Source organism: Microvirgula aerodenitrificans DSM 15089, assembly GCF_000620105.1.
In the GTDB taxonomy this organism is placed as follows: Bacteria; Pseudomonadota; Gammaproteobacteria; order Burkholderiales; family Aquaspirillaceae; genus Microvirgula; species Microvirgula aerodenitrificans.
In genome coordinates this window covers 1-1,398 of the sequence record NZ_JHVK01000057.1, presented here as the reverse complement: position 1 = coordinate 1,398, position 1,398 = coordinate 1, and the positions used below count along the sequence as shown (strand labels likewise).

Below are 1,398 nucleotides of genomic sequence, written 5' to 3'. Positions count from 1 at the left end.
TGGGGAGTTCGGTCTTCGGCATGGTGTCCACCAAAAAGAGGTGGACACTAAGCAGGACTGAACATGGCCTCAAGATGGGTTGCCCGGGCGCTTACCTCGGAGATGCCCATCTTGCGGCAGACCTCCGCGACAGTGGTGCCCGACTCCGCCTGGCGCAGCGCGAAGGCAATCTGCTCTTCCGTGAACTTCGATTTTTTCATGACAAATCTCCTGCCCGGATGGGCTTAAATTTGCCAGAAATCTCTACTTCTCACCGCTACGGTTTTTCGGGAGGAGGTCAATGCGAATACTCAATCAGTCCCGAGGCCTTTAAGCGAGCCTCATGTGAGGCTGCAAGGTGCCCAGATTCCAAGACCGTCCGCTCGGAAGATAAAGCTCTGAGAGATGGGACCAAATCCACTAAGTAAGATCAAGAAAATGCGGCGACAATGCCTGCCGCTACCATTTTTACCTTAGTCTGGCGGCATGAAGACTTCTACTCTCCCGATGCGCCTCGCCCTGCTTACCGTCGCAGCGACGGCGCTGGCCTGGTTCGGCTGGCTGATACTGCGCCAGCCGGCTGCTGCTGCCGTTGAATACGTTCTGGTGTCGTGTGCCAGCCTGCGCCAGGGCTGCACCATCGGTGAAATACGCATTGCCACCCTGTCGACGCCTAGTGCCGGCCAGCCGTTTGTGGTCGATATCGTCGCGCCGTCACAGCCGGTATTACTGTTCGAAATGGCCGACATGGCCATGGGTGTCGCCCGCTTTACCCCGACCCGGCGCGCTGACGGCCACTGGCAGGTGCAGGTTGGCCTGCCGGTATGCATTAGCGGTTCCAGCGCCTGGCTGATGACGATCGAGGTCAGCGGCAAGCGCTATCAACTGCCTTTTACCGCTACAGCGCGTAGCGAAACCCCAGCGTCCTGAGGCTGTCTGATGCGGGTCAAAGCTTCAGACATGGCAAGTGCATTACCCTAAGTCCGTTTGAATTCCTGCTGTGAGGGACTGCATGATTGCCCGTCTACTGGGGTTGGTGGCACTGGCCTTGGCGGCCTGTGTCCAGGCCTCGTCTTATGAAGCACCGCTGCCACACGAACTGACCACCGACGCCGATATGTGTCGCTGGCTGGACTGTCGCTCGGTGATGCCGGACGCCGATGCGTTCTCGCCACGCAAGGGTCAGCCGCGCTACGTCGAAGCCTGGCGCACCGTCAACGGCGAACGAAAGACCATCGGTTACGTATACCTGTCGACCGACGTCGCAGACATCCCCGCCTACTCGGGCAAGCCGGTGGTCACCCTGGTCGGCATGGATCGCGCTGGCACCATTCGCGGCGTGCGCATTCTCAAGCACAGCGAACCGATCCTGCTGGTCGGCATTCCGGAACAAAAACTGGTCGACTTCGTCCGCCAGTA

Annotated in this window: 1 protein-coding gene and 2 pseudogenes; 2 read left to right on the top strand and 1 reads right to left on the bottom strand. The window is 59.4% G+C overall.

The features are described 5' to 3' along the window. Positions 1 to 89 precede the first annotated feature (89 nt). Positions 90 to 200: pseudogene (locus Q352_RS0117960) on the bottom strand (transposase); the annotation flags it as partial. A gap of 265 nt (positions 201 to 465) precedes the next feature. Here Q352_RS0117960 and Q352_RS22495 point away from each other — a divergent pair. Then, the gene (locus Q352_RS22495; RefSeq protein ID WP_156952606.1) at positions 466 to 909 is read left to right on the top strand and encodes a hypothetical protein; all 444 of its coding nucleotides are present in this window, start codon (positions 466 to 468) and stop codon (positions 907 to 909) included. An 82-nt stretch (positions 910 to 991) separates the two neighbouring features. Next, positions 992 to 1,398, top strand: a pseudogene (locus Q352_RS21900) (4Fe-4S binding protein); the annotation flags it as partial.

Excerpts from the sequence above, each read along its gene's own strand:
- Q352_RS22495 (WP_156952606.1), top strand. The coding sequence starts at position 466 with ATGAAGACTTCTACTCTCCCGATGCGCCTCGCCCTGCTTACCGTCGCA.